General features: G+C 36.2%; 20 protein-coding genes. 1 reads left to right on the top strand and 19 read right to left on the bottom strand.

From position 1 onward, the window contains the following. Positions 1-3: 3 nt before the first annotated feature. From ACZZZI_RS13065 to pdxA, 14 genes are all read right to left on the bottom strand, one after another. Positions 4-1392: a LutB/LldF family L-lactate oxidation iron-sulfur protein gene (locus tag ACZZZI_RS13065; protein ID WP_463489634.1), complete on the bottom strand. Its 1389-nt coding sequence runs from the start codon at positions 1390-1392 to the stop codon at positions 4-6. Between the two features lie 90 nt (positions 1393-1482). Beyond that, positions 1483-3117 (bottom strand): M28 family peptidase, encoded by a 1635-nt coding sequence (locus ACZZZI_RS13070; protein ID WP_344766753.1) that lies wholly within the window; start codon positions 3115-3117, stop codon positions 1483-1485. A gap of 30 nt (positions 3118-3147) precedes the next feature. Further along, positions 3148-3585 (bottom strand): ribose 5-phosphate isomerase B, encoded by a 438-nt coding sequence (gene rpiB / locus ACZZZI_RS13075; protein ID WP_316756047.1) that lies wholly within the window; start codon positions 3583-3585, stop codon positions 3148-3150. A gap of 46 nt (positions 3586-3631) precedes the next feature. After that, entirely contained in the window at positions 3632-4516 is an 885-nt protein-coding gene (tatC, locus tag ACZZZI_RS13080; RefSeq protein WP_316756050.1) for a twin-arginine translocase subunit TatC, read from the bottom strand. Between the two features lie 70 nt (positions 4517-4586). Beyond that, the gene (gene accC / locus ACZZZI_RS13085; protein WP_463489635.1) at positions 4587-5927 is read right to left on the bottom strand and encodes an acetyl-CoA carboxylase biotin carboxylase subunit; all 1341 of its coding nucleotides are present in this window, start codon (positions 5925-5927) and stop codon (positions 4587-4589) included. 130 nt (positions 5928-6057) lie between these two features. Further along, positions 6058-6534 (bottom strand): acetyl-CoA carboxylase biotin carboxyl carrier protein, encoded by a 477-nt coding sequence (gene accB, locus ACZZZI_RS13090; RefSeq protein WP_316756054.1) that lies wholly within the window; start codon positions 6532-6534, stop codon positions 6058-6060. Between the two features lie 146 nt (positions 6535-6680). Next, positions 6681-7676 carry a beta-ketoacyl-ACP synthase III gene (locus ACZZZI_RS13095; RefSeq protein WP_316756056.1) on the bottom strand — a complete coding sequence of 332 codons (996 nt, stop codon included), beginning with the start codon at positions 7674-7676 and terminating at the stop codon, positions 6681-6683. Positions 7677-7685: 9 nt separating this feature from the next. Next, entirely contained in the window at positions 7686-8624 is a 939-nt protein-coding gene (gene plsX, locus ACZZZI_RS13100; protein WP_316756058.1) for a phosphate acyltransferase PlsX, read from the bottom strand. 101 nt (positions 8625-8725) lie between these two features. Beyond that, a complete protein-coding gene (gene rpmF, locus ACZZZI_RS13105) occupies positions 8726-8917 on the bottom strand; it encodes a 50S ribosomal protein L32 (RefSeq protein WP_025143959.1) in 192 nt (63 codons plus the stop codon). Between the two features lie 15 nt (positions 8918-8932). Continuing rightward, the gene (locus tag ACZZZI_RS13110) at positions 8933-9463 is read right to left on the bottom strand and encodes a YceD family protein (protein ID WP_316756066.1); all 531 of its coding nucleotides are present in this window, start codon (positions 9461-9463) and stop codon (positions 8933-8935) included. A gap of 235 nt (positions 9464-9698) precedes the next feature. After that, positions 9699-10454 (bottom strand): hypothetical protein, encoded by a 756-nt coding sequence (locus ACZZZI_RS13115; RefSeq protein ID WP_463489636.1) that lies wholly within the window; start codon positions 10452-10454, stop codon positions 9699-9701. Positions 10455-10458: 4 nt separating this feature from the next. Then, positions 10459-11298: a sulfurtransferase gene (locus ACZZZI_RS13120; RefSeq protein WP_463489637.1), complete on the bottom strand. Its 840-nt coding sequence runs from the start codon at positions 11296-11298 to the stop codon at positions 10459-10461. 149 nt (positions 11299-11447) lie between these two features. Continuing rightward, on the bottom strand, positions 11448-12623 hold the full coding sequence (locus ACZZZI_RS13125) for an MFS transporter (protein WP_463489638.1): 1176 nt from the start codon (positions 12621-12623) through the stop codon (positions 11448-11450). A 279-nt stretch (positions 12624-12902) separates the two neighbouring features. Continuing rightward, positions 12903-13982 carry a 4-hydroxythreonine-4-phosphate dehydrogenase PdxA gene (gene pdxA, locus ACZZZI_RS13130; RefSeq protein ID WP_316756074.1) on the bottom strand — a complete coding sequence of 360 codons (1080 nt, stop codon included), beginning with the start codon at positions 13980-13982 and terminating at the stop codon, positions 12903-12905. 157 nt (positions 13983-14139) lie between these two features. On the opposite strand from pdxA, the gene rsmA reads away from it, so the two are divergent. Continuing rightward, the gene (gene rsmA / locus ACZZZI_RS13135) at positions 14140-14925 is read left to right on the top strand and encodes a 16S rRNA (adenine(1518)-N(6)/adenine(1519)-N(6))-dimethyltransferase RsmA (protein WP_316756833.1); all 786 of its coding nucleotides are present in this window, start codon (positions 14140-14142) and stop codon (positions 14923-14925) included. A gap of 297 nt (positions 14926-15222) precedes the next feature. Here rsmA and ACZZZI_RS13140 read toward each other — a convergent pair whose 3' ends face one another. From ACZZZI_RS13140 to ACZZZI_RS13160, 5 genes are all read right to left on the bottom strand, one after another. After that, the gene (locus tag ACZZZI_RS13140) at positions 15223-16782 is read right to left on the bottom strand and encodes a S10 family peptidase (RefSeq protein WP_316756076.1); all 1560 of its coding nucleotides are present in this window, start codon (positions 16780-16782) and stop codon (positions 15223-15225) included. 129 nt (positions 16783-16911) lie between these two features. Then, positions 16912-18492, bottom strand: a complete 1581-nt coding sequence (locus tag ACZZZI_RS13145; RefSeq protein ID WP_316756078.1) for a SusD/RagB family nutrient-binding outer membrane lipoprotein — start codon at positions 18490-18492, stop codon at positions 16912-16914. Between the two features lie 19 nt (positions 18493-18511). After that, positions 18512-21787 (bottom strand): SusC/RagA family TonB-linked outer membrane protein, encoded by a 3276-nt coding sequence (locus tag ACZZZI_RS13150; RefSeq protein WP_316756080.1) that lies wholly within the window; start codon positions 21785-21787, stop codon positions 18512-18514. A gap of 186 nt (positions 21788-21973) precedes the next feature. Further along, a complete protein-coding gene (locus ACZZZI_RS13155) occupies positions 21974-23038 on the bottom strand; it encodes a FecR family protein (RefSeq protein ID WP_344766774.1) in 1065 nt (354 codons plus the stop codon). Positions 23039-23221: 183 nt separating this feature from the next. Then, positions 23222-24175 carry a Smr/MutS family protein gene (locus ACZZZI_RS13160; protein ID WP_463489639.1) on the bottom strand — a complete coding sequence of 318 codons (954 nt, stop codon included), beginning with the start codon at positions 24173-24175 and terminating at the stop codon, positions 23222-23224. Between the last annotated feature and the right edge of the window lie 41 nt (positions 24176-24216).

Here is a 24216-nt window from a genome sequence, read left to right on the forward strand (position 1 = left end):
GTTTTAAGATTCCTTCTGCTTCTTCATCTCTTCAAATTGTTTTGAGAATGATTTATCGGCAACTTTTGGCATTTCTCTATATTTTCCCCAGCTTTTTTTGAAAAATGTTTTAAGTATGAAGTTTTTGAATTTTCCACCGAAAAAATCCATCCACTTTCGTTTTTGCATCATTCGGTTAAACATGCTCCAACCCATTTCCTCTACCTTACCATTTTCATGTGTCGCTGCTGCATCTCGGCGATTGAGCAATAACATTTTATGAATATCGATTTTAACAGGACAAACTTCAGAACATTTTCCGCACAAACTTGAGGCATAACTTAAGTGTTTAAACTCTTCCATGCCTTTTAAATGCGGTGTAATAACCGAACCGATTGGGCCACTGTAAGTCGTATTGTAAGTATGGCCACCAATATTTTTATAAACTGGACAAGCATTTAAACAAGCGCCACAACGAATGCAATATAAACCTTGTCGTTGATCTTTTTGAGCTAATAAATTTGTTCGCCCGTTATCAAGAAGGATCACATACATTTCTTCTGGTCCATCTGTTTCATTAGGTTGACGAGGTCCACTCAAAATTGTATTGTAAACCGTTAAATTTTGCCCTGTTCCATGAGAAGCCAATAATGGCCAAAACAAATCCAGATCAGCCATCGATGGAATAATTTTTTCGATACCCACAATTGCAATATGGATTTTCGGAAATGTGGTACTCAATCGGGCATTACCTTCGTTTTCTGTGATGGCAATACTTCCAGTATCAGCGATTAAAAAGTTTCCGCCACTGATGCCGATATCAGCATTCAAATATTTGTCACGAAGTAATTCCCTCGCTTTTTGAACCAATTGAGGTGGCGTAGCATCAATCGGTGTTCCGAATTTATCATGAAATAATTTAGCAATATCAGTTGCACTTAAATGCATTGCAGGCGTAACGATATGATATGGCGCTTGCCCAAGTAGCTGAACAATGTATTCGCCTAAATCACTTTCTAAAGATTCGATTTGATTACTTTCCAGAAAATCATTCAAATGAATTTCTTCGGTCGTCATCGATTTTGATTTAATAACTGTTTTTCCGTTGTTCCTTTTGATGATGTTTAGAATTTCCTGTTGAGCTTCTGCCGCATCATTTGCCCAAATAACCTTACCACCTCTTCGCTGAAAATTCGATTCGAATTCAGGTAAAAACTTATCGAGATTTTCCATTACACGCCATTTAATAACGTGGGCTTTCTTTTTTGATGCTTCGAGATTTTCGAATTTTGATAAACCACGTTCAACAGCCGTATTGTATTTGCCAATATTATAGTTTATGGTTTTACGATGCGGCAAATCGAAAGCTTTCTCATCAGACTTCTCTAAAAATTCCTCGGCAGTTTTGATCATAAATCAAAGATATGAATTTAAGCAGGCACGAAAAGTATTGTGCATAAAAAAGCCCCGATTGAAATGTCGGGGCTTAGTATTTTGACTTTATTATTTCTTTGGATGTCCAGCTCCGTCCATATCAACAACTGGTCGTTTAGCTTGATTAGCTAATTCCCATGCGGTATAGTAAGTTAATTGAGCTCTTTTTGCCAATAAAGGGAAATTAATTTTGCTTACCTCATCACCAGGTTTGTGGTAGTCTTGCTGCAACATTCCGTCATAATAAAAAATGATAGGAATACCTAGTTTAGCAAAATTATAATGATCTGAACGGTAATAAATACGCTCAGTATCTTTAGGGTCATCGTATTTGTAATCCAATTTCATTTTAGTGTAAGTTGCATTCACTTGTTCACTTAATTTGCCTAAATCGCTGCTTAACATATTTGAGCCGATTGAGTAAATGTAGTTTGCAGAATCTGGCTTACCTAAGTATTCTTCGCCAATACGACCAATCATATCAGTATTTAAATTTGCGATAGTGTTCTCAACAGGAAATACTGGATGCTCTGAATACCAATCAGAACCCCATAAGCCTTTTTCTTCACCAACTACTGTCATGAATAAAATGCTGCGTTTTGGACCTTTACCTGCTTTTTTAGCATCGGTAAATGCTTTAGCCATTAACAAAACGCCCGTTGTACCAGAACCATCATCATCAGCACCATTATTTACCTTATCTTTTGCATTCGGATCATTAACTAATCCAATGTGATCGTAATGACCAGTTAAAACTAGCACTTCATTTTTTAATTTAGGATCAGAACCTTCTAGGAAACCTAAAACATTTTCACATCTTACTGGAGTTTCAGTTTTTGTCGCACTCGCAGAAAAAGGAATATTTAACACTTGTGAAGCTGGAGTTTTGCTATCGATAATTTTCTTTTGCAAATCAGCAACTGTGGTATTTGTACTTTTTAAAATTTCATTTGCTAACGCTGATGAAATTGAAATGCGAGGCACATCATTTTGTTTTTGCGCTTCTGCCATGCTTTTGGTTTTAACCATAACTTGGCCATCATTTAAGTATTTTTTGTAAGCTTCAGAAAGTCTGTCAACATTTGGATCTATCGTAATGATTGCCTTAACATTGTTCTGAGCCAGATAATCAGCTCGATCTTTACGGATTTTCATCATAGCATTACGATCCATTCTTTCTCCTTGTTTGAGAGTAGGATCGCCATTACTGAACATCATAATCACTTTGCCTTTAATATCTACGCCAGCAAAATCATCGTAATTATCTTTTTTTAATCCGTAACCAACAAAAACAACCTCATCGCTAGAAAATGTAAAACCTTTATCGCTAATTGTATTCGGTAGTACCAAATAATCTTTTTGATAATCTTTTACCTGTCCGTTTAAAGTTACATGACTTTCTTTAAGCATCAGGTTAACGAGATCAATTTTTTGGAAGTATTCGCCATTAACAGGCCCTTTTAAGCCAATAGATTTGAAATAGTTGCGAATGTAATCTGCAGCCATCCATGCACCTTTCTTGCCCGTTTCACGACCCTCATATTCATCAGAAGCTAAAACAGAAAGATGTTTAAAGCCATTTTCAGGATTTATGGCTTTACTAAACCTAATCGCATCCTTATTTGGAACTAGAGGTTTAACTTGAGCGAAGCTACTTGCGGTAAGAAGCGACGCAACGCCAAGAGTTAAAAATTTTTTATTCATTATGTAGTAAAAGTTAGTTGTTTTTTGATCTTAGCAAGATATTTTATCTACTCTGTTTTGATGACGACCACCTTCAAACTCTGTATTTAAAAATGTCGTCGCTATCTCTTTTGCTTCTTCTTCAGATAAAAACCTTGCTGGAATACACAATACATTAGCATCGTTATGTTTTCTCACTAATGAAGCAACTTCATTCGTCCAACATAGGCCAGCTCTAATGTGTTGATGCTTGTTTGCTGTAATAGCTACGCCGTTGGCAGAGCCACAGAGCAAAATGCCATATCTAAAATCGCCATTTTCTACAGCAGAAGCAACAGGATGGGCAAAATCGGGATAATCTACAGAATCCAAAGAATGCGGTCCAAAATCTTTTACATCGTAATCTGATAGAAAATCTTTTAAAATTTCTTTGTAATCAAAACCTGCATGGTCTGAACCAATTGCAATTTTAATTTTTGTATTTGGCATGTTTCAAATTTATAGAGAATAACGAAATCTCTTCGTAATGTTTTTGTTATTTAGCATAGAAAGCTGTCTCTGCCTTTTTCTTCTTTTTTTCGATATAAGCCGAAACAAAAATACTTAACTCATAAAGCAAGAATAATGGCGCCGCCACAGTTAGCATTGTTAAAATATCTGGTGTTGGGGTTACAATTGCTGCAATAATCAAGATAATTACAACTGCGTATCTTCTGCTCGCTCTCATAAACTTTGGTGTCATTAAACCTAGTTTTGAAAGAATAAATATGATTATCGGAAGCTCAAAAATAATTCCTGTACCTAAAGTTAGGGTTGAAATAGATGAAACATAAGAATCTATTGTAAATGTATTTTTAATTTCCGAACTAACCGTATAACCAGTTAAGAAATTAATTGATAGGGCACAGATAATGAAATAACCAAAAAGAATACCAATTATAAAAAGGAGTGAGGCAAAAAAGACAAACCCACTTGCCGATTTGCGTTCTTTTTCGTGCAAGGCAGGTTTTACAAAGCGCCATATTTCCCAAAGTAGATAAGGGAAACCTAAAACGATACCACACATTACGCAAACATTTAACTGTAAGTTAAACTGACCAGCCATTTCGGTATTAATGATTTCGCCATTAATTTTGGTAATACACATATCCTTTCCAAGAGATGGGAAGTTTTCAGCTAATTTACACATCATTCTGTAAGTCCAGAAATCAGGTTTTTTAGGTCCGAAAATTATTTTATCTAATATTTCTTCGTTAAAATAAAATGCAATACCTGTAAATACAGCAATAGCAATGGCAGCTCTGATTAAGTGCTTACGAAGAACATCGAGATGGTCGAAAAAAGACATTTCTGCCTCAAGGTTTGTCCCTTTGTTACCGATAGCTTTTAGTAGTGATGATTTTTCTTTAGTGTCGCTCATGTTGAAAACAAAAATACCATTCTATTTGAATAGAATGGTATTTACGTGTTAAATATAGAAATAGTTTATGTTATTCTGAAAATTCGAATGTTTCCATGAATTTTGTAGTGAAATTACCTGCTCTAAAGTTAGGGTCTTTCATCAGTTGTAAGTGGAAAGGAATTGTTGTTTTAACACCTTCAATTACAAATTCGCCTAACGCACGCTCCATTGTGCAAATTGCTTCTTCTCGAGTTTGTGCCACGCAAATTAACTTCGCAATCATCGAATCGTAGTTTGATGGAATAGAGTAGCCTGCGTAAACATGAGTATCTACTCTTACACCATGCCCACCTGGAGAGTGGAAATTAGTAATTTTGCCTGGTGATGGACGGAAATTATTTGCTGGATCTTCGGCATTAATACGACATTCGATTGCGTGCATATCAGGGAAATAATTTTTTCCTGAAATTGGAATTCCTGCAGCAACTTTAATTTGTTCTTTAATTAAATCGAAATTAATTACTTCTTCCGTAACTGGGTGTTCTACCTGAATACGGGTATTCATCTCCATAAAGTAGAAGTTACGGTGTTTATCAACCAAAAATTCGATTGTACCAGCACCTTCATAGTTTACAGCCATAGCGCCCTTAATAGCAGCTTCACCCATTCTTACACGAAGTTCTTCGGTCATAAATGGCGAAGGAGATTCTTCTACCAGTTTTTGGTGACGACGTTGAATTGAACAATCGCGTTCTGATAAGTGGCATGCTTTGCCAAACTGATCGCCAATAATCTGGATTTCAATGTGACGTGGATCTTCAATGTATTTTTCTAAATATAATCCATCGTTACCAAAAGCAGCACCAGATTCCTGACGAGCGCTATCCCATGCGTTTTCAAAATCTTCATCTTTCCATACCACACGCATACCTCGGCCTCCGCCACCAGCAGTTGCTTTAAGTATTACTGGATAACCCATTTCGTTCGCAATTGCGACCCCTTCTTTAACGCTTGATAATAAGCCTTCTGATCCTGGAATAGTAGGTACACCAGCAATTTTCATGGTTTCTTTAGCAGAAGCTTTGTCACCCATTCCATTAATTTGCTCAGGTGTAGCACCAATAAATTTGATGTTATACTCACGGCAAATGTTAGAAAATTTAGCATTTTCTGATAAGAAACCGTAACCTGGATGAATTGCATCGGCATTAGTTAATTCTGCAGCCGAAATAATATTTGGAATATTTAAATAAGAATCTTTACTCGGAGGAGGACCAATACAAACAGCCTCATCAGCAAAACGTACGTGTAAACTCTCTCTATCAGCAGTAGAGTAAACAGCAACCGTTTTGATGCCCATTTCCTTACAGGTACGAATAATACGCAAAGCGATTTCACCCCTGTTGGCAATTAGTATTTTTTTAAACATAATTTTTTCGTTTTCGTCTTTTGTTCCAATTGGAAACAATTTTAAATACCATGGTTCGTGTTTCCACGAACCATTTATATGTTATTTGATTTGTGAAACCACAAACCATGGCGTAATAAAAGACGGTTTACTAAATAGGTTCTACTAAAAACAATGGTTGATCATACTCTACTGGAGATGCATTATCAACTAATATTTTAACGATACGACCTGAAACTTCACTTTCGATTTCGTTGAAAAGTTTCATAGCTTCGATAATACAAATTACCTTACCAGTACCAATTTCATCACCAACGTTAACAAACATAGGTTTGTCAGGGCTCGATGAACGGTAGAAAGTACCAATCATTGGCGACTTAATTGTAATGTAGTTCGAAGTATCTTCTGCAGCAGGAACAACAGGTGTAGCAGCAATTGGCGCTGTAGGTGCTGTTGCAACTGGAGCAGCCGCTTGTACAAGTGGTGCCTGAGGCAATGTAGCGTGAACAACTGTTGGTGCTTGGTTTGTTTTAATGGTGATTTTAAAATCTTCTTGCTCGATCGCAACTTCATTTACACCAGAACGAGAAACAAATTTAATCAGTTCCTGTATTTGTTTGATATCCATTTTTTAGGCTAGTTATGTAAAAAATAGTGTTTATTGAATTAACTAAGTTATACTTTTTTTGTTTTATTTTTTGTTATTTGGGTGTTTGGCTTCTTTGTTGTTTGAAAGATTTTCAATTATTGAGAACCTCATCAATCAACTAAAAACTAACTATTGTACGCCCATTTAAGGTAAATAGATCCCCAGGTAAAACCACCGCCAAACGCTGCTAACACAATGTTATCGCCTTTTTTAAGCTGGCTTTCCCATTCCCATAAACATAATGGAATGGTTCCGTTGGTTGTATTTCCGTAACGTTCAATGTTAATCATAACCTTATCGGTAGTTACACCCATACGATTTGCTGTTGCATCGATAATACGCTTATTAGCTTGGTGAGGTACCAACCAGGCAATATCATCAGATGTTAAACTGTTACGTTCCATAATTTCTGCAGCAACATCTGCCATATTTGTAACGGCAAATTTGAATACAGTTGGTCCTTCTTGGTGTGCATAGTGTAATTTTGCATCGATGCTTTCGTGTGTTGCCGGTTGAACAGAACCTCCAGCTTTCATGCCTAAGAAATCTCTGCCAGAACCATCGGTTCTTAAAATTGAATCCTGAATGCCTAAACCTTCTTCGTTTGGTTCTAATAAAGCGCAACCACAGCCATCACCAAAAATTATACAAGTTGTACGATCTTCGTAATTAATAATTGAAGACATTTTATCGCCACCAACTACCAATACTTTTTTATGTCTGCCCGATTCGATAAACGAAGCACCTGTTGAAAGACCGAAAATAAAACCTGAACACGCTGCTTGTAAGTCGTAACCCCATGCATTTGTTGCTCCGATTTTATCGGCTAAAACGTTTGCCGTTGCAGGGAAAGTAAAATCAGGGGTAGTTGTGCAAAAAATAATTAAATCAATTTCTTTTGCATCGATGCCTCTCTTTTTAAGTAAGCCGTTTACCGCATGTACTGCCATATCCGAAGTACCCAAACCTTCACCTTTTAAAATTCTACGTTCTTTAATTCCCGTTCTGCTAGTAATCCATTCATCCGAAGTATCAACCATAGTTTCTAACTCTGTGTTTGTTAACACATAGTCGGGGACGTAACCATTTACTGCCGTAATAGCAGCGTGAATTTTACTCATTTTAATAAATTATTTAAATGCAATTCTAATTTTTTCAATCAATCCCGTAGTAATCATTTCTCTAGATTGAAGAACCATATTTTTAACTGCTAAAGGACTAGAAATTCCGTGTCCGATAACAACAGGAGCGTTAACACCTAAAACTGGACTGCCGCCGTATTGTTCATAATTAAAACGATCGAAAAACTCATCTTTCAATCCTTTTTTAATGGTAATAACATAAAAAGATTCTGCTAATTTAAGCATTACGTTTCCAGTAAAACCATCACAAACAATAACATCCGATTTATCGTTAAATAAATCACGTCCTTCTACGTTACCTACAAAGTTGAATAATTTGGTATCCTTCATTAACGGAAAAGTAGCCATGCTTAGCATATTTCCCTTTTCATCTTCTTCGCCAATATTCATTAAAGCAACTCTTGGATCGTTTATCTGCAATAAATTTTCTGCATATAAACTACCTAAAACGCCAAATTGTAATAGAATATCTGGTTTGCAATCGGCATTAGCGCCAACATCTAAAAGTAAGCCTGTGCCGCCTTTAAGTTTCGGAAGAATTGAACATAAACATGGGCGGATAATGCCCGGGATAGTTTTAACGCTAAAAACAGCGCCAACTAACATTGCTCCTGAATTACCTGCGCTTGCAAACGAATCGATCTTACCTTCTTTTAAAAGGTTAAAACCAACTGCTATGCTCGAATTAGGTTTCTGAACAATTGCTTTTGTGGGATGTTCGCCCATACCAATTACTTCATCAGTATGAACGTATTCAAAATGATCTGGATTAAAACCTTCTTCTGCAAGAATTGGTTTAATCTGTTCGGTATCGCCAATTAGAACTAAATGTTCTCCAGCGTTTAGCGATTGATGAGCTGCTATTGCTCCCAAAACAATTGCTTTGGGAGCATAGTCTCCGCCCATTATGTCGAGGCCTATTTTCATAGAAAAAATCTGTTTGTGTTAGATTAGGTAAAATCCTAAAATTTTCAGTTGACTAAGGTATGACTAAAGCCGCTGAAAACACAAACAATTTTTTAAGAAAATTACCCGATTTGAGTATTTTCGATAACCAATTTACCATTATAGTATAGGTTACCATCAACGTTGTATGCACGGTGAGGTACGTGGATAGCACCTGTTGCTGAGCATGTTGCTAAAGAAGGAGTCACTGCTTTGTAGTGTGTTCTTCTTTTATTTTTTCTCTGTTTCGAGATTTTCCGTTTTGGATGTGCCATTGGTGTATAATCTAATTATTTTTTTAACTTATTAAGTGCTTCCCAACGTGGGTCGCTATTTTGTTCATTTTCTTCGTGCTGATTATCGATAGATAAATTCTCTAAACGATTAATCATTTCCTGATCACATTCTTTGTTAGCTTGCTCACAGTTTTTAATATAAGGCACCGCTACGTTAATCATTTCGTATAACGGTTTCGATATATCAATCGCAGTTTCTTTACGGCTTAGCGAGATAATTTCTTCGTCATCACTTTCTAAGTCATCTCCTGCAAATTTTACAATTTGTCTTTCGTACAAATTTATTGGCAACGGAAACTCCGATAAACATTTATCGCAATCTAAATTTACTGTGCCAATAACTTTAAATTTTAAAAGCAACATGGTTTCTTGTTTCTCAAGTTCCAGGTTAACTTTTAAGTTTCCGCTTTTAATTAAAGAGTACTCGAAAGCATTAAAAAAGGCATCATCAAGCTCATAATCAAACTGATGAGATCCCAATTTTAATCCGGTAAACGGTACTGAAAATTCTTTTAGCGGGTTCAAAGTACTGTAAAATTTTAGCCTGCAAATGTAGGTATAAAATAATTAGATAAAAAATGTTTTTTAAAAATTGTTGATGTTATCAGCATCGTTTTTTAATCGAACAGCTTATATTATAAATTTTTGAGAATCAGTTTAATCGGTTTTAAATTGAAATATAGGAAGTTTTAACAACCTCGATGCTCACTCGATTACTCAGATTGTCATCCGCTTTCGTCTAACGATATATGTAGATTTCTTATTTAAAACTTATACTCTCGATAACGTAACTTGTTTCGAAACCATTTACATCAATTATTTTGTCGATTATTTCCAAGGGATAATATTTTGATAAGATCTGTTTAGACCTTACAATGGAATGAAACGGTGAAATTATTTTATCTGTTACCCATAGTACTCTCTCATTTTTCACATCAGGAGTCGGAATTTCTGAATCAGAATATTGCTCATGAAATCTATAAATCACTTTATAACAATCATACCCTTTAATATTTTTTCTCTCCGCTGGTAATTCTTTTAAAAAAAAGACTTTCTCAGCGGTGAAATAATCTATAATTTCTTCTGAATTAAAACTATTGTAAACTCGCCCATCTGAAATATTGTAACGAAAAAGCTCTTTTTTATCCTGTTGATCTATTCTATAACTTCTTACTTTGTCATTTTCAAAATCATCAATATTTTTTTCGCTAATGTCGGATCTGAACAATTCTTGAGGCAAAATATCTTTAAGTTGTTCAATAGTATTTGCCACCTTACTTGTATCAACATCTCCGTTAATATTGTATTTATCTGCTATGAACTGTTTCTTTAGAGTGTCAAGGAAACGATTTACAAATACTTCAGAAGTTCGATTGAAAGCATTTTCATCTGTAATTCTAGAACTCTTTATATAAATAGCTGAACCAGTTTTTGGGTGTAATACTTGTGATTGTGAGTGTAGTGTCTTGCTGAACATCGTAAGCAGAAACAAGAGGGCTAATTTGCTTATATTCATATAATTACGCCAAAATCATTTCTTTATTGTTTCTGCTCCATTCACTCCAAGAGCCAACATAAAGCTTCGGGATTGGTAAACCTGCATAATCTAAAGCTAAAAGCGTATGGCAAGCAGTAATCCCCGAGCCACAATGTACAATTACATTTTCTGGCTTAACATAAGCCAAAGCTTCGGTGTATTTCTCTCTAAGTATTTCTGGGGCCAAAAAACGACCATCGGCATCCAGATTTTCAGTAAATGGAAGATTCGTTGCACCAGGAATATGACCTGCAATTAAATCAATGGGTTCTGTTAAACCAGCGTAACGATTTGCATCTCGCACATCAATAACTAAATATTCATTGGTTTTTGCAACTTTTTCTACTTCATCAATATTTGATAAAGGCAGATTCCACGATTTTATATGATAAACGCCAACCGATTTAGGATTTTCAGCTTTTCCTGTTGTAGGAAAACCTGCTTTTACAGCAGCTTGAAATCCTCCATCTATTACCTGAACTTTTTCGTGCCCGATAGACCGCAACATCCACCATAATCTAGCGGCAGCATTTCCACCGTTTTTATCGTCGTAAACAATAACAAGTGTATCTTTTGTGATTCCGAGTTTCTGTAAAACGGTGGCAAATTGCTCAAAGGATGGTAGTGGATGACGACCGCCAACAGCGAAATCACCGATGGCAGCCAAATCCTCATTCACATCAACAAATAAGGCTCCAGTTAAATGTTGTTCATCATACCTGGTTTTTGAGCCAGCACTGGCATCGATAATTACTATTTCTTCATCCTGATTTAACCAGGTTAAATCTTCGGGTTTTATGACTGGTGATAGTGTATTTTGCATATGAATAAAGTGTGTATCACTATAAATTAATCTAAGAAGCAAATGCTAAACTAATGTTTTACTCGTTTTCCTTTGGTTTATTTAAAGTTCAGGAATTTTATTGATTCGACAATGAGAAAAGAAAACCCTATGGTCAATTAATCGAATTCTTAGGCTCTCTTTAATAAAGCCCAAAGCCCTAAAATCGGACCGATTGCCAAAACCATATAAAGATAATGCGAATTCATCTCCTTTGATAAAATATTTAGTAACTGAATACTCACGATTGTAATTGCAAAACCAATACAATTAACTAAAGTAAGTGAGGTTCCTCTTAAATGATCTGGCGCATTTTTGGCCACTAATGAGGAAAAAAGTGGTGAGTCGGCGGTTGCGGCTAAACCCCAGATAAATAAAAACATGAAAAAGATATAAACCGAATCGGCAAAAAGAAATATTGGAGAAAGTAAGCAGCATAAACCTGATAAAGAAAGTGCCATAGTTGCAATTTTTTTTGCTCCAAACTTTTGAGAAAGTAATCCTCCAAGCATACAAGATAAGCCGCCCGATGCAATAATTAAAAACGCAAATAAGGAAACGTTTAGTTTATCCAGATGATGCGTATTTTTGTAAAGCAGAAGTATTCCTGGTAAGAAAGCCCAAAACGTGTATAATTCCCACATGTGCCCGAAATAGCCAAATGCTGCTGAACGGAAATTAATGTTCTTAAATCCGCTTAAACAGGCACTAAAATCGAATTTTTGTCCTGCCATTCTGAATGGCCCGTTGGGTACTAAAAAGAAAACACAACTTGCTCCAATTAATGATAGTGTTGAAGTTGCGTAGATTACATATTTCCATGGAAAATCTGCAGTAAAAGTTTTTAATAAATGTGGGAATGCGGTGCCTAAAACCAAAGCGCCGACTAAAAAGCCTAAAGATTTGCCTAAGCCATCTTTAAAATAGTCGGATGCAATTTTCATTCCGACAGGATAAATTCCTGCAAGCATGAAGCCAGTTAAAAAGCGGAATAAAAGCAATAAATTAACATCAGAAAACTCCAGGCAAATCCCTAAATTAAATATGGAAGCGGCGATACCACAAACGAAGAAAACCTTTGATGGGGCGAAAATATCGGATATGGCGAATATAGCAAACACTAAAGTTCCAGCTATAAAACCGAATTGAACCATACTGGTTAAATTGGCTAAAAGATTTAATTCGGCGGGAAAATTTTTAATTATATCGGGCAGAACTGCATTACCTGCAAACCACAAGGAAGTGCAAAGAAATTGCGAAATAACGATGATTGGAAGTACAAATTTAGTATTGCTGGTGCCGCTCATTTTTTATTTGATGTACAATTTTAATAAAAATAAACCTGATAGAAGTGGAAATACTTTTTTGATTGCAGTAACCTTGAGTGTGCTGTTATGCTGAGGTACGAAGCATTTGCAAGCGATGAAACAGATTCTTCGTACCTCAGAATGACAGAAGTTAAAAAAGATTGTAACGCATAGCAGGACTGATGCAGCCAATGGAATACTGTACTTGCTTTACAAATTATTTTACACCTAAGAAATCTTTGAACAGTTAAGTTTGGCCTTAGGCTTTAATCTTTCTGCCTAAGAAGCATCGTCTTTAATATCGAACTGTGTTTCTACAACTTTGCCACCCGTACGCAACTGACCGCTTAACATTTCCTCTTGCTCTCTACGATTTTTAACAATATGAATTGCCGAAAATAAAGCTTCGGTAAATGAGGTTGAATCGGCTAGATCTTTACCTGCGATATCGTACCCTGTGCCATGATCGGGAGAGGTGCGCACGAAATTTAAGCCAGCCGTATAATTAACGCCATTGTGAAAAGCCAATGTTTTGAAAGGGATTAAACCCTGATCGTGGTACATAGCCAATACCGCATCGAATTTTTTGTAGCTTCCGTTTCCGAAAAAGCCATCTGCAGGGTATGGGCCAAAAACCATCATGCCTTTATCGTAAGCTTCTTGAATTGCTGGAGTAATAATTTCAGCTTCTTCCGCTCCTAATAAACCATTATCGCTTGCGTGTGGATTTAAACCTAAAACGGCAATTTTCGGTTTTTCAATCCAAAAATCTTTTTTTAAACTATCATTAATCAGTCTTAGCTTGCTGAGAATTTTTTCTTTGGTAATATTTGTCGGAACATCCTTAACTGGAATATGGCCAGTAACTACACCAACCCTTAAATTTTCGCTGATTAAGAACATTAATACATCTTTACTGCCACTTTTTTCTTGCAAATATTCGGTGTGACCTGGAAAAGCAAAGGTTTCTGATTGTATGTTGTGTTTATTGATCGGAGCCGTAACCAGAGCATCGATATCGCCATTTACCAAATCGGCTGTAGCTCTTTCTAATGATAAAAGCGCATATTTTCCGCCTGTTTCGGTTACCTGCCCCAGCTCTATTTTAACATCTTCTTCCCAGCAATTAATCATATTTGCTTTTTTAAGCTGCGCTTGATTAGCGTGATTAATTACATTAAAACTGAAATCGCCAAGATTATTTGCCTTTCTGTGGAAGGAAGAAACCTTTGTGTGGCCGTAAACAATTGGTGTGCAATAATTTAAAATTGCAGGGTTGGATAATGTTTTGATGATTACCTCTAAACCTATGCCGTTCACGTCGCCTATACTGATGCCAATTTTAAGTTTATTGCTCATAATTACTGGAAAATTTTAGCGCAAATTACTGATTTTCGATTAAAGACTTTAAAAAAAATGAAACCGTAAAGAACACGAAGTTATTCGCAAAGGAATAATAAGCCTATCTTTGCTAGTAATTTTAAATTTTAAAGCCTCTTTAGGGGTTTGGGGTGATATGAGTTTAGTAAAAGCAAAGAAACATTTAGGACAGCATTTTTTAACCGATAAAGGCATTGCTAAGCGCATTGTAGAAAGTTTGGTGCGTACCGATCAGTATAATCAGGTTTTGGAAGTTGGCCCTGGAATGGGTATTCTTTCTGATTTTTTGCTGCAACGCGAGGATTTACAAACTTACCTTATTGATATAGATACGGAGTCTTATCACTTTCTGAATGAGAGATATCCTCAGTTGGGCGATCGTTTAATAAATGGCGATTTTCTTAAAATGAATTTTGACGATACTTTTCCTGGCCATTTTGCCATTATTGGTAACTTTCCTTACAACATATCTTCACAAATTTTATTTAAAATTTTAGATAATCGCCATAAGGTTGTCGAAATGGTTGGTATGTTTCAGAAAGAAGTTGCGCAACGTTGCGCTTCGCCAGCGGGAACGAAAGACTATGGTATTTTAAGCGTTTTTCTTCAAGCTTATTACAAAATCGAATACTTGTTTACAGTAAAGCCTGGAACATTTAATCCACCACCAAAAGTTCATTCGGCTATAATTCGTTTAACCCGAAACGAGGTGGAAACATTGGATTGCGATGAAAAACTATTTTGGCGTGTAGTTAAAGCTGGTTTTAATCAACGCAGAAAAACTTTGCGAAATGCAGTTTCGGCTGTAATGCCAAAAGATAAAATGGATAATCATATTTACTTCGAAAAAAGGGCAGAACAATTAACCGTTGCAGATTTTGTAGCACTTACGCAACATGTAAGCAAGTTGATGGAAGCTTAATTTTTAAAGTAAATTTCTGTACTTTTTGGTTTCGGCAGTTGTGTTTTTGATTACACAGGTTTGTACAAATTGAGGGGATTTGCAAATACCTGAGTTAAATAGCCCTGATTGAAGCGGCATTTTTTGCTTTGAAAGGGTTTTCGAGCTAAGACTAAAGCAAAAAATATAGCGCAAAGCAGGACGAACGGTAATAGTTGTACTGTTTTTGCGCTACAAATTATAAGTTTCAATAAAGGATTCTCGTATATTTAAGGAAATGGAAATCCTTCTCACCATCATCTTAAAATCGATAAATCCTTAAAACTTCGCCGCTTCGCCAGCTTTTGGCAATGCCTTTTTAATGAAATCGCGGATGTGGTTATTAGAATTTTTTAAATCTTCTTTACGCAGATACATCATGTGTCCGCTGCGATAACCCTCCCAACTCATTCTATCTTGCAATTTGCCAGCAGCATCTAATTGCCACATGCTGTATTTTGCATTAAAATAATCGCAAGCGCCATCGTAATAACCCGATTGTACCAATAAATGTAGATAAGGGTTTTGCGCCATAGCTTGTCTTAAATTGTCGCCTGTTTTATTCCCAGAGTTATCCCAAGGGTAAACCGAACCAAACATGTTATATTTTAAATCTGTTTTATAATTCAGCTCGTTTCTGATATACATATTAATTGCAGGCGTAAAAGAGTGTAACCAAGAAGTAAGTTCTGCATTGTAATCAGGGCCATCTCCAGCGGTCATTTTGTCGATACCTTTATAGCGAGAATCTAAGCGGCCAACCGTAAAACCTTTATCTCTTAATAATTCTTTCCAGAAAAAATTAGTTGGCACATCGAGGTTATAATCTAAAAACACTTTTTCGGAGATGCCTGAGTAGCGGGCCATTTTTGCCGCAATAGCTTTCTTTTTATCGGCACTTAACATTCCCCCCTGAGAAATTGCGGGAATAACTTCGTTTATGGTGAAACTTTCTACTTCAGGCAACATTGCTGTTAAATCTTTCGATTGTAAATCTGCTGGTAAGGCTTTGTGGTACCAAGCTGTAGCCGCGAAATAGGGTAGGCGTAAAGCTGCATCAACTGGGCCGCCTCGCTCAATGCCTAATTCTGTTGGAGAAACCAAAACAACACCGTTTAAATACATCCATTGGCTATTTTGTAGTTCTAATGCCAAACCAGAAACACGGGTTGTACCATAACTTTCGCCAATTAAAAACTTAGGTGATGCCCAACGATTGTTGCGGGTAACGAAAGTGTTAATCCACTCGGCTAAATATTTGATATCGGCACGTACACCAAAGAATTTATTAGTCGGGATGTCTTTATTTATAGCTCTTGAATAACCTGTGTTAACTGGGTCGATGTAAACAATATCGGCAACATCTAAAATAGAATATGGGTTTTCTTTGTAGCCATAAGGCTGAACAGGATAACCTTCATCATCGATATTTAAAACAACAGGACCAGTGTAAGCAATGTGCATCCAAACAGATGCCGAACCAGGGCCACCGTTAAAAGAAATTACTAATGGTCTTTTATCGCGATTTTGAACGTCGGTTCTTTCGTAATAAGTATAAAATAAACCAGCAATCGGTTTACCATCTTCATCCCACACAGGCAGGGTTCCAGTTGTGGCTTTATATGGAACCGATTTACCATCAATATTAACGGAGTGATTCGTAATTACAGCACTTTCTACCTTTAAAGCCCGCTCATTACCTGTTGGTTTTGGCTCTTCTTTAATGGTTACCTGAGATGTTGTGGTAGTTTCTTTAGCAGGGGTTCTTCTGGGTGTTTGCTGTGCGTGGGCAAAAAGGCCTGCGAATAAGCCTGCAGTGAGTAGGAGTTTAATTTTCATTTAGTTTGGATTTGGATTATAAATATCAAACTAAAGCTTTTGCTATTCAAAAAAACATTGAAAATGTTACCATAAAAAAACGGCATTGCTTTATGCAATGCCGTTTTAAAATATGTGTGTTTTGAAGTATTATTTATCCCACCAAACTTTTCCAACAAGTTTATCTCCGCCTGGAACCGCAGCTGAAGCTGTTTTATAGTTTGCAGCATTTGATACACCTTCGCCTAACGGATAAGGAAAACGACGTGGAATTGAACCGCCTGTATTTGTATTTGGATATACAATTGGAACTAAAGCAGGTAAGCCAGTTCTTCGCCAGTTAGACCATGTTTCGTAAAAATCTAACATGGTGATGGTATGTGCCCAGTACTGTGTAGCAATCATTTCTAATCCATTTGCGGCTACATAGGGATGTGCAGCTAAATACGTTGCCGCATCGCTTGCATTTACCGCCATATTAGCATCATATTGAGATAAATAAGTCATTGCAGAAGTTACACCAGCATTGTAATGCGTTGCCGCTGAACCGCCAATAGCATAACGCTGTGCAGCTTCGGCCCAAAGTAATTCGCTTTCTGCATAAGTTAAGATGAAAGTATTTCCATCTCTTTTTAGCATGCCTGGGTGTGGTGAAGAATAATCGGTAAAATCAGTGTAGGAAGCATCCTGACGTACATCTCTACCAGCAATGCCACTTAAGTCTTTTCCATTTGGCATACCTTTTTGTACAGCTGCTGTAGTAACAAATGCAGGATTTTGAACTTTCGTTGCATCAGTTAAATATAATTTGGTTACTGCAATTTTACTTAAGCGCGGATCGTTATTCGTTTTTAAGTAATTAATAAAAGTACTGCTCCATCTGGTATAATAATTTTCTTGTCCACCGTCGCCCAATAGAACCTGTGCATTCCTGTTTTGTGTAACACGACCACCATTAGCGTCGTGCTTAAAAATTGCATTATCGCCATCGCTGGTCATTGTTTTTCCAACTGCTTTTGTAATGTAGGTTTGAGCAAGCGTAGCATCTGCCTTGGTTAAACGCATTGCCATACGCAACATCAAACTATTTCCAAAACGTTTCCATTTAGCAACATCGCCAGCAAAAACCAAATCGCCACTAACTACATCGCCCGATGCATTTAAAGCGGTAGAAGCTTCATCTACTTCTTTTAATAAATCGGTATAAATTGCTTGTTGAGCATCGTATTTAGGATAAAGAATTGCCGAATAATAGCCTTTTCCTGCATCAGAATAAGGTATGTCGCCATATAAATCAGTTAGTCTCTCGAAAATTAATGCTTTCCAGATTCTACCCATTTGATGAACATTGTTGTATTGTGCTTTACCTCTGGTAAGCTCAACTAAATCAACCGCATATTTTACCTGATCTGGATATGCCTTTTCCCAATAAGCGGCGGTATAACCCTCATTCAACATGTATTTATCACCAGCCCAATAACCAATTACAGATGATAAACCTTGCATCATTGTAGATGCATAAATTAGATTTCCCCTCCAGGTTTCGTATGCAAAATCTGTACTGCCAGTATATGTTAACTGTGCTGTAGATAATAAGTAATTTGGATTATATTGTTCCTGACTCACAGATACAGGATCGGTATTTATTTTTTGGAAGTCTTTTGTACACCCAGATATCATGACTAAGCCAGATAATAAAAGTGGTACGTATAATTTTATGATCGTTTTCATTTTCAATTCGTTTAAAAGATTATAACTTAACACTTAAATTTAAACCGTATGTACGTACTGGTGGCACACCACCTAATTCCATACCTGGAATAGTTGCATTATAACTCGATTCTGGATCTATATTATCTGTTTTCTTCATCAGGATAAATAAATTACGCCCCACAAAACTTACGTTTAAGCCCTTAATCTTATTGTTAAACATTTTAGCTGGGAAATTATAACCAAGTATCACCTGTCTGAATTTGATAAAACTCGCATCCTGAACGAACTGTTTTGATACATTATTAGCGTAAGTGCTGTAATAGTTAGCAGCATTAACACCTAAAGCATCACGATTTTCGAGCGTTGCCTGGTGCAAGCCAAAAATGTAGCCATAATAATCTGTCGCAGAGAAGATTTTTCCGCCCCATTTACCATCAATTAAGAAAGAAAGATTTACGCCCTTATAACTGAATTCGTTATTCCAGCCAGCGGCCCATTTATTGTATGCAGAACCATAAGCTTTTAATTCCCCTCTTTGTGGTGCGCCATTGGTATCCTTCACAATGTTACCACTTGCATCATATAAGAAATCATAAGCCATAACTTGTCCGATAGCCATACCTTCTAAATTCTGCAAGAAACCTACATTACTTCTTGATGTTGCCAAAAGTTGAGATGCAGTTCCTGGTGCAAGCGTAATAACTTTGTTGTCGTTGTAAGACCCGTTTATACTAGATGTCCAGTTGAAATCATCTGTTTTTAGAACAACGCCAGAAACCAAAGCTTCTACTCCTTTATTTCTAAGTTTACCGATATTTAACACAGCTCCACTGTATCCTGTAGTTGTTGAGGTGGGAACAGGAAGAATCTCATCAGTAGATTTTTTATTATACCAAGTAAAATCTAAACTCAATCTATCTTTAAAAAATTTCATTTCAGTACCAATTTCCAACTCTGTTGCTTTTGATGCTCTTAATGATGAATTTGGTATAGAAGAGTTTACGATGTTACCCAATGGGTTATTATTAATAGATTCGCTACGTAAATTGTAATAAAGCTGAGTTTGAAAAGGTATAGTCGCTTGTCCAACCATTGCGTAACCAGCTCTTAATTTACCAAAGCTTAAGAATGATGGTTTCCACAATTCAGAAAAAACAAATGAACCACTTACTGAAGGATAGATTACATTAAGTTTATTGTCTTTTCCAGGTGTAGCCAATGTAGAAAACCAATCCGAACGGGCACTTCCAGTTAAGTATAGAACATCTTTATAAGCAAGCTCTAAAGTTCCGTAAACGGATTGAGTTTCTTGATCTTGTTTATAGGCAGAAACCGATTTACCACCAGTATTCGCTAAAGTATAGATACCAAATAATTGGAAAGAAGCACCTCCGTTTGTAACCGCCTCGCTTTTTGTTCGGCGATAACTTGCTCCAATATTAGGTGTAATAGAGAAATCAGCTACTTTAAAAGATTTACCAACTAAACCATCAATATTAATATCAGAGAATTTACTGTTTTGTTCAGTATATCCTCCATCTGCATCATAAGCTGTTCCAGAAGGTGTTACAGCAATATAGCTATCGTTGTACGAATCTCTACCAGCTCTACCTTGTAAAAACAATCCATTATCGAAAGTGTATTTAGCACTGAACGAGCTTAATAAACGCTCTCTTTTGGTGTTATGAATAAAGTCGTTAGCTGCAAACCAAGGGTTTGTTGCATAAGGATTACCAGTATTGTAAGAAAGTTCGCTTCCATCAGGATTTTTACCTGGTTGTAAAGTTGCAATATTTACACTTGTTGGCAGAAACGCTGCATTATAGTTAGCATTACCAGCACCATCTGAAAGCATTGGTCTGTTGTTAGCCTGCTCTAAAATATAGTTCATGCGAGCATCAATCACCAAATTTTTAATCGGATCGAAAGTACCAGATAAGGTAAAATTTTGTCTATCTAAACCCGAATTTGGGACAACAGATTTATTAGTTAAATCGCTAGCAGATAACCGAATTACACCGCCAGTAAATGATTTATTCAAAGCTAGTGTATTAGTCCAGCTTCCTCCAGTTCTGTAGAAATCTTCGATATTGTTTTCTTGGGCACTATATGGTCTGCTTACCCCATCAAACTGAATAACATTGCTGCCATCTAATTTAGCTCCCCAACTCGAACTACCTGTTGATGCTGCGGCTAATTGTGTAGTCGGTTTAATGCCATTTACGCCCTGGCCATAAACATATTGCCAGTTTGTTCTGTCCATTACCTGTTCAGCAACATAATTACTGCTAAATTCTATACTATTTCCTTTTCCACTTTTAGTGGTTATTAAAATTACACCTGCTTTTGCCCGGTTACCATAAAGCGCAGAAGCGGCAGCGCCTTTCAATACCGAAATGCTTTCGATGTCATCAGGATTTAAATTACTAATCGCATCTCCTAAATCTGGTGCATTATCGTATTGTCCACCATTATTGCCAATTCCGATTGTACTACCAAAACCAACTGGTGCACTTTCCATCGGGATACCATTTACAACATATAAGGGCTGACTTGATGAGCCTAAACTAGATACGCCACGTATGGTTACGTTTGTTGCAGCTCCTGCACCACCAGAAGTTCCAGCAATATCTAAACCTGCAACTTTACCTACTAATGAATTGGTAATATTATTTTCACGGGCTTGAGTTAAGGTTTCGCCTCCAACTTGTGTTACCGAATAACCCAAAGCTCTTCTTTCCTTTTTTATACCTAAGGCTGTAACCACAACATCGGTAAGTTGCTTGGTATCTTCAGCCAATACAACATCAATCGATGTTTGCGTACCTATAGAAATTTCTTTGGTTTGAAATCCAGCGTAAGAAACAACTAATACCGCATTTTCTGGCGCATTTAAGGTAAACTTGCCATTCACATCTGATGAGGTACCAATAGCCGTTCCCTTTACCCTTACTGTTGCTCCAGGTAAAGATCCGCCTTGTGCATCCTTTACAGTTCCTGAAACTGGAACTTCCTTGTTTCTGCTAATAACAATTAAACCACCATCAGAAACTGAATATTTTAAATTGGTTCTGTTTAAGATGGTTGATAGCACATCAGTAACAGGAATATTGGTTACAGTAATACTTACATCCTTATTAACAGGAACGTAAGAAGAGCTGTAAACAAAATGATAGCTGCTTTGCTGTTCTATAATCTGTAAAACCCTGGCTAGTTTTGTTTTCTTTACATCTAAAGAAATTTTTTCCTGAGAAAAAACCGATGCAGAAACATTAAGGCAGGTAATGAAAACCATGATGCAGGTTAGTTTCATTAGCATAATGAATTTTAAAAGCCTCCTGTATTTTGGATGCCCTTGCAATAAGTAATAATAAATCATATTTTTGTTTTTTTTGGTTGCATAATTAGTTGGCAGCAATCTGTTTGCGCATAAACTGCCATTGATTAATCAAAGAAGAACTTTTAAGGGGCGGTGCGCCAACACCGTCCTTTTTTTCTCTTACTTCGAGATGATTACTTGATTTCCTTTTATTTCATATTTAAAATTTTCTACTTTCTGTAAGGCTGATAAAACCTGTTCAATACTTTCTTGGCTAAATGTTGCCGTAAAACGATATTTTTCTATTTCAGGATCAGCAAATTTGATTTTAACATTAAACCATTTTTCTAAAACGCCTTGGATTTCGTCGAAATCCTGATCATAAATTTCAATTCGGTTTTGAGTCCAGGCCGTTTCTACAATTGTGCTATCTTTTATTAAAGTATAGTGGTTTATGGTAATCTCAGGACTGATTTTAGCAGGTTTTAAAACTTTCTTTTTTTCTTCAACAATAACGTTTTTATAAAAAGTTACCTTCTGGCTTGGCTTTAATGTAATTGTACCACCATTTCCATTAACGGCTTCCATGGTAATTAAACCTCTAATTAATGTAGCTTCCGATGAAATTTCATCAGAATAAGCCCTAACATTAAAAGCCGTGCCCAATACATTAATGTTGAATTCGTTTGTATGAACCTTAAAAGGTTTATCCTTATTATGAACAACATCGAAATAAGCCTCACCATTTAAAATAACTTCTCGATTTGTTTCGTTAAACGTTGCACTTATTGAAATAGAACTTTTTGCGTTAAGTAAAACTGTCGAACCATCAGAAAGCGTGATTTTTTTTCTTTCTCCGCTTTTTGTCGAAAAAGTTTGAGCCACGGATGCAACCAGTATATCTTTTTTAGTTTTATAGTTTTCGTACAGGAAACCAATACTCGCAACTAAAAATATAGCCGCGGCTATTTTTAACCAGTTGTAATTTCTATTAAGTTTAAAATTTTTCTTTTCGGTGTCGAAATTCTGCTTCAATAATTCAAGCTGATTATTTAAAGGACGTTTGTTCCCGCTTAAAATAAAGTATAATCTTTTTGATTCGGCAATAACCTTTGCCTGCTCTGGGTGAGCCGAAATATACTTCTCCCAATATTCAACACACAGCTTATCAGTTCCAGCGCAAAATTGCTGGAAAGTGCTATCTACAAGAAAGTCTTCTGCATCGAATTGACTTCTATCAATCATTATTATTTGGCTTTTATATATCAGTGCCTAAAAAGTTTACTTTTTCCTAAAGAAATTTTAACTTTTTTTTAACAACACGAAATATATGCCTTGTAAGTAGATTAACAGACGAATTAATATTGGCTAAAAACTTTTAATGCGCATTTTTTGCCAAGTAAAAGAGTAAACTGATAAACAATCTTTCTATTTAAAAACCACTTCTGTTGCTCCATAACCAAACTTCTCTTTTCTTGCATCCATATACGTTTTGATATGAGGGTTTTTGCTTATTAGTTTGTGAATTTTATCTCTCAAAGTTCCATTGCCAGAGCCATGAATAAAAATCATTTTATCGAAATGGTGAACAATTGCTGCATCTAAAGTGTTTTGAAAATGAGATAACTGAATCTGCAATATTTCATCTGCTTCTAAAAAATGATGATCATCTCTTAGTTTTTCAATATGTAAATCAATTTCCTTTGATGGGGCATCAACAGTTTTCTTTTCGGCAGGCGATTTAAAAAAGCTTTCTTTTAATTTCTGAGCATCAATAGCAACCATTGACAATTCATCTAAACGAATTAACCAACCCTTATTTTTTAGTTGTGGCAGTTCCTTTTGTTCTGAAGAAAAATCCTTTGCTCTAAACTTCTTCTTAATTACTAAAGGTTCAGCGGGTTTAACATCAGCTTTGCTGAATAATAAAACTTGAAAGGTAAATTCTGGCCAGATATCTAAATCGGCAAGCGATGCAGAATAAACTAATTTAGCTTGATAAGCTTCTAGAATACCATAAAAAGAACCTGCATATTTTTCTTTTCTTTCGGTTGTTAAGCTTACCAATAAAACATTAGCAGATTGATTTTGCAAATGGAAATGAACAACATTACCCGCCTTATCATCAGTAGCAACGGCAACATAAATTCCATTTTCTATTTTACTTAAACTTGGTATATTAACCTGAATAGGCTTTGGTGTATCAGTTTCTTCTGCAACAACCCCATGTCCGTGCACGGATGTTAGATTGCTTACTGCAACGGGAATTTCAAAGCCGTCTTCATCAGTAACACCCAAAGTTTGTGCATCAATAATTTTAGTAACATAGCCTTCACGTTTTTCATCAACGAAACGCACAAAATCACCCAGCTTAAATTTCATTTTTTATCAGATTGAGTATCAAATTATCTCCACAAAGAAAT

It is taken from the genome of Pedobacter sp. AC190, from assembly GCF_979258025.1.